At 75.6% G+C, this 4,075-nt stretch carries 4 protein-coding genes and 1 pseudogene; 3 read left to right on the forward strand and 2 right to left on the reverse strand.

Annotated elements, in window-relative coordinates; translation table 11 throughout:
• Positions 1-145: 145 nt before the first annotated feature.
• On the forward strand, positions 146-457 hold the full coding sequence (locus AB0L40_RS26945; protein ID WP_364361759.1) for a response regulator transcription factor: 312 nt from the start codon (positions 146-148) through the stop codon (positions 455-457).
• Here the strand turns inward: AB0L40_RS26945 and AB0L40_RS26950 are convergent.
• Positions 451-906, reverse strand: coding sequence for a DUF4190 domain-containing protein (locus AB0L40_RS26950; RefSeq protein WP_364361761.1), 456 nt, complete (start codon positions 904-906; stop codon positions 451-453). The two genes, AB0L40_RS26945 and AB0L40_RS26950, sit on opposite strands and share 7 nt — an antisense overlap.
• Positions 907-994: 88 nt before the next feature.
• Here AB0L40_RS26950 and AB0L40_RS26955 point away from each other — a divergent pair, with 88 nt between their 5' ends.
• Together AB0L40_RS26955 and AB0L40_RS26960 are read left to right on the forward strand one after the other, a co-directional pair.
• Entirely contained in the window at positions 995-1,597 is a 603-nt protein-coding gene (locus AB0L40_RS26955; protein ID WP_364361763.1) for a DUF2752 domain-containing protein, read from the forward strand.
• On the forward strand, positions 1,594-2,181 hold the full coding sequence (locus AB0L40_RS26960; RefSeq protein ID WP_364361765.1) for a DUF2510 domain-containing protein: 588 nt from the start codon (positions 1,594-1,596) through the stop codon (positions 2,179-2,181). Before AB0L40_RS26955 ends, AB0L40_RS26960 begins: the two co-directional genes overlap by 4 nt.
• Positions 2,182-2,208: 27 nt before the next feature.
• Here AB0L40_RS26960 and AB0L40_RS26965 read toward each other — a convergent pair.
• A pseudogene (locus AB0L40_RS26965) lies at positions 2,209-4,075 on the reverse strand (hypothetical protein); the annotation flags it as partial.

The raw sequence follows: 4,075 nt of genomic DNA on the forward strand, positions 1-4,075 counted from the left end.
GGACAGGCCCCACGCCGGCCCGCCGGACGTGCCCGGCGGCCGCCGGGACCCGGCCGCGACGGGTGCCGTCGCCGCGCCGGAGGGGTGGGCGGGCACACCCCTGTGGCCCCTGGGAGCGCGGCGCCCGGGCCGGTGGGATGGACCCATGAGCACCAGCCTCCTCGAAGCCCACCCCCGCACCGCCGTGGCGCACGAGCGGCCGGCCGAGCACCTGACCGCCCGCGAGCTCGAGATCACCGGCCTCGTCTGCGAGGGCCTGACCAACGGCGAGATCGGCGCCCGGCTGTACCTGTCGCCGCGCACCGTGCAGTCGCACCTGGCGACGGCGATGGAGAAGCTCGGCGTGTCGTCCCGCACCGCGCTGGCCGTGCAGGCGATCCGCCGGGGCGTCGTCCCGCTCTTCCCCGACCAGGACGGCGTCCCCGCGCGCCGCTGGGAGCACCTGCGGCATCAGTAGGTGTCCCAGTCGTCGATCGAGTCGACGGCCGCCGCGATCACCACGAGGTAGATGACGACGATCACCACCGCCACGATCCCCAGGATCGTGCCGATGATGCCGAGGATGTAGCCGGCGTTCGCGTTGCCCCAGTTCGGGCGGCCCGGGAGGCGCTCGGCCTCGTCGCGGGCGTTCTTGCCGATGATCCACGCCGGGATCGAGAGGACCAGCGGGCAGAGCACGATCCCGCAGATGCCGAGCACCAGGGCCGTGGTCGCCGAGCCCGACGACGGCGGCGCCTGCCCGTACTGGCCGTACGGGTCCGGCGACCACTGCTGCTGGGGCGGCGGCCCCCAGCCGGGCGGGGGCTGCTGCAGCGGCGCCTGCCAGCCCGGGTCGGGCGGCTCGCCCTCGCGGGCACGACCGTGCCAGAGCGGGTCGCCGGAGGGAGGTGGTTTCTGGTCGCTCATCGGGCTCGGAACGGGGGGGACGCCGGAGGACCCGGCCACACGATGCGACGCACGATAGTCGCCTCCGGGTGCGACGTACACTGCGCGGATGGCCGAACGTGCCACCGCCGCGCCGTCACGCGAGGCGCGCCTGGCCGGATCGGCCGTCGCGCTCGGGGTCGCCGCGCTCGCGCTGCCCGCCGCCTACGAGGCCGCGGTCGGGTCCGACGGACCGCCGATCTGCCCGTTCCGGCTGCTGACGGGCCTGCCGTGCCCGTTCTGCGGCGGGACGCGGGCGCTGGCCGCCGCCGCGCGGGGCGACCTGGACGGTGCGCTGCGTTTCAACGCGGTGTGGCCCGTCGTGGCGGTGGCGCTGATCGCGGCGGGCGTGGTCGGCCTCGCCGGCGCTCGACGCGGGCGCGAGCCGCTCGGCGACGCGTGGCGACGGGCCCGCCTGGCCGGCCGCCGGCGTCCGTGGGGGCGGCGGGTGGCCGTCGCGATCGCCGTGGCGGCCCCCTGGGGCGTGGGATTCGCGCACCGCGACGCGATCACCGAGCGGACCCCGGCGTCGTCCCCCGGCCGGCCCGCGGTCGCGAGCACCCGCGACGCGGCGGTTGCCCGATCGACGGCCGGACGCCATGATGGCGCGGCGATGACTCTCGTCCCACCAGGCTCCCGCCCACCGCTGCACCACGGGGAGGCGCCGCGATGAGCTCCGCCGCCAGCCGTCCTCGCTCCACCGGTGCCGCGACCTCCGGCGCCGTGATCAGCGTCATCGCCGGCCTGCTCCTCGTGATCTCGCAGATCGTGCTCGCCGCCACGGACCACCGGTGGACGTACATCGGGACCGCCGGTCGCTGGCTCTTCGGGCTCGGCATCGCCGCCGCGATCGTCTTCGTCGTCGTCGCCGTCGTCGCCCTCGTCTCACGCGGCGCGTTCTCCGACGTCGTCCTGCTCGGAGCCACCGGCTGGGTGTTCGCCTGGACCTATTTCGTGGGTCCCGATCAGCTGCCGTACACGATCGACAGCAGCGGGGAGCAGTTCGGCACCGGCCAGTGGTTCGCCTGGGGCACCATCGCTCTGTGGATCGCCATCGGCGTCGCCGCCCTGCTCCTGCTCATCGGCATCGCCACGACCCTGCGGACCGCCGTGCGGGTCGAGCCCGTCGCGCAGGCCACGGGAGCGACCGGCGCGGTCGCCGCCGGTCCGGGCGCGGGCTGGCACCCCGACCCCGCGGGCACCCCCGGCGTCGAGCGCTGGTGGGACGGCACGACCTGGACGGCCCACACACGCTGAGCGGAGCGGGCCGCCCTCCGCACCGCCCTAGTAGCCGTAGCTCGACGTCTCGGTCTTCACGGTGCCCTTGACCGTCGACCCCGGCGCCCCGGTGATGACGAGCAGGTGCTTCCCGCCCTCCGGGGTGTCGCCGCTGTAGGTCGAGGCGCTCGCCGTGGACGACGGCGGGTCGCGGTCGGGCTCGTCGACGTCGGTCGTCAGGAGCAGGGAGGGGCCGAAGAGCCCGTCGCCGAACTCCTCCGAGTAGTACCCATCGCCGGTGGAGTCCGTGAACCGCGCCGAGGCGTTCCCCTCCGACGCGAAGTCCAGCGTCTCGGCCGCGCCGGGCGCCGGGATCTCGTACAGCGCGACGGGGCCCACCTTCGGCAGCGGCGCGGTCAGCCGGGACGAGCCGGTGGCCGTCCCGGGCTCCAGCCTGCGCAGCCCGAGGCGGAACTCCCCGGCCCGGAAGTCGATGCTCGCCGGGGCGACCTTCCACGTCCCCGCCGCCGGCAGACGGAACACGGTCGTCCCGCTCGTCCGGTCGATCACGGGCGCCATGCGGTTGCCGGGACCGACCATCGTCGTGTAGCGGTCGGAGTCGACGGCCACGTACTGCGGACCGTCGGCCTGGTACTGGCGGACCGCGACGCCCGCGTCGTCCAGGTGGCCGGTGACCTCGGTGCCCGACGTGATCGTGCCGCCGGCCTTCGGCAGCACCCCGAGGACGCGCTTGAGCCCGGCGCCGCCGAGGTGGTCGACGACCCGCTCGGCGTAGGACGCGACGGTCGCGATCGGGTCCAGGCGCAGGCGTCCGTCCTGCTTGTCGGCGATCACGAAGCCACGGTCGATGCCGAAGCGCTCGCGCAGCTCGTTCGCGCAGCCGGCGCCCTCGCCGTCGGCCGACAGGCAGAGGCCGCTGACCGTCACCGATGCCGACGAGGACGAGTCGTAGCCGTCGGTGACCGAGCCGCCGCCCTGCGCCCGCTGCAGCTCCAGCCGCACCTTGCCGTCGCCGGCGGAGTGCTCCTCCACGTCCGCCGAGGCGACCTCCACCTGGAGCGCGCCGTCGATCCGGTTGGCGAGCGACTCGAGCGCGTCGCGGTAGGCGCGCAGCGGCCCCGCCTCGTCGGGTGCGACGAGCGCGATCGCGCCGGAGACGTCCTTGCCGGTGACGATCGACGCCACCTGCTGCACGAGCTGCTCGCCGTCCTCCGGGCCCTTCGCGTCGCCGTCGGCGTCGTCGAGCGCGGCGAAGTCCGGCTGCGGCAGGTCGTTCCTCTCGACGAGGTACTGCAGCGCGGTGAGGGAGGCGCTGACGTACCAGCGTCCCCCGCGCTCGCGCACCATGAGGAACAGGTCGATGTCGCGGTCGCGTGCGTCGTCGACCCCGACGGCGGCCGACGAGTCCCGGCCGATCCCGAGGCCGGGCGGGAGCTTCGCGGCGATCGCCTTGGCCTGCAGCGTCCCGGCGGCGATCCGCACCTTCGCGACGCCGTGGCCCAGGTCCTCCTTCTCCAGCTTCAGCCCGTCGATCTTGACCTCGGTGCCCGCGACGCCGCCGTCGGAACGGACGACGTCGGAGCCCTTGCCGACCTCGTCGCGGACCTTCCCGACGATCTTCGAGAGCGCACGCGCCTCGACGGGGTCGACGACGCCCAGCGCCGCGGCGGGGTCCTCGCCGGACACCGCGTCGGCGAGCTTCTGCACGGCCGCGACGGGGTCGCCGGCGCCGCCGGTCTCGCCCGACACGCCCTGCAGGAAGAGCACCGCGACCACGACGATCGCGACGAGCCCGACCCCGGCCGCGGCGAACAGCGGCCAGCGCCGGCGGCCACCCGAGGGCGGCGTCGCGGGCGGCGGGACCGGGGGCGGCGGCCCGAGCGGGTGCTGCGCGGTGTTCGCCCGCGGGGCG

Source organism: Patulibacter sp. NPDC049589, from assembly GCF_040675535.1.
In the GTDB taxonomy this organism is placed as follows: Bacteria; Actinomycetota; Thermoleophilia; order Solirubrobacterales; family Solirubrobacteraceae; genus Patulibacter.

What these genes read in the sequence shown, in the direction of transcription:
- AB0L40_RS26945 (WP_364361759.1), top strand. Translation starts at nt 146, where the DNA reads ATGAGCACCAGCCTCCTCGAAGCCCACCCCCGCACCGCCGTGGCGCAC.
- AB0L40_RS26950 (WP_364361761.1), bottom strand. Translation starts at nt 906, where the DNA reads ATGAGCGACCAGAAACCACCTCCCTCCGGCGACCCGCTCTGGCACGGT.
- AB0L40_RS26955 (WP_364361763.1), top strand. Translation starts at nt 995, where the DNA reads ATGGCCGAACGTGCCACCGCCGCGCCGTCACGCGAGGCGCGCCTGGCC.
- AB0L40_RS26960 (WP_364361765.1), top strand. Translation starts at nt 1,594, where the DNA reads ATGAGCTCCGCCGCCAGCCGTCCTCGCTCCACCGGTGCCGCGACCTCC.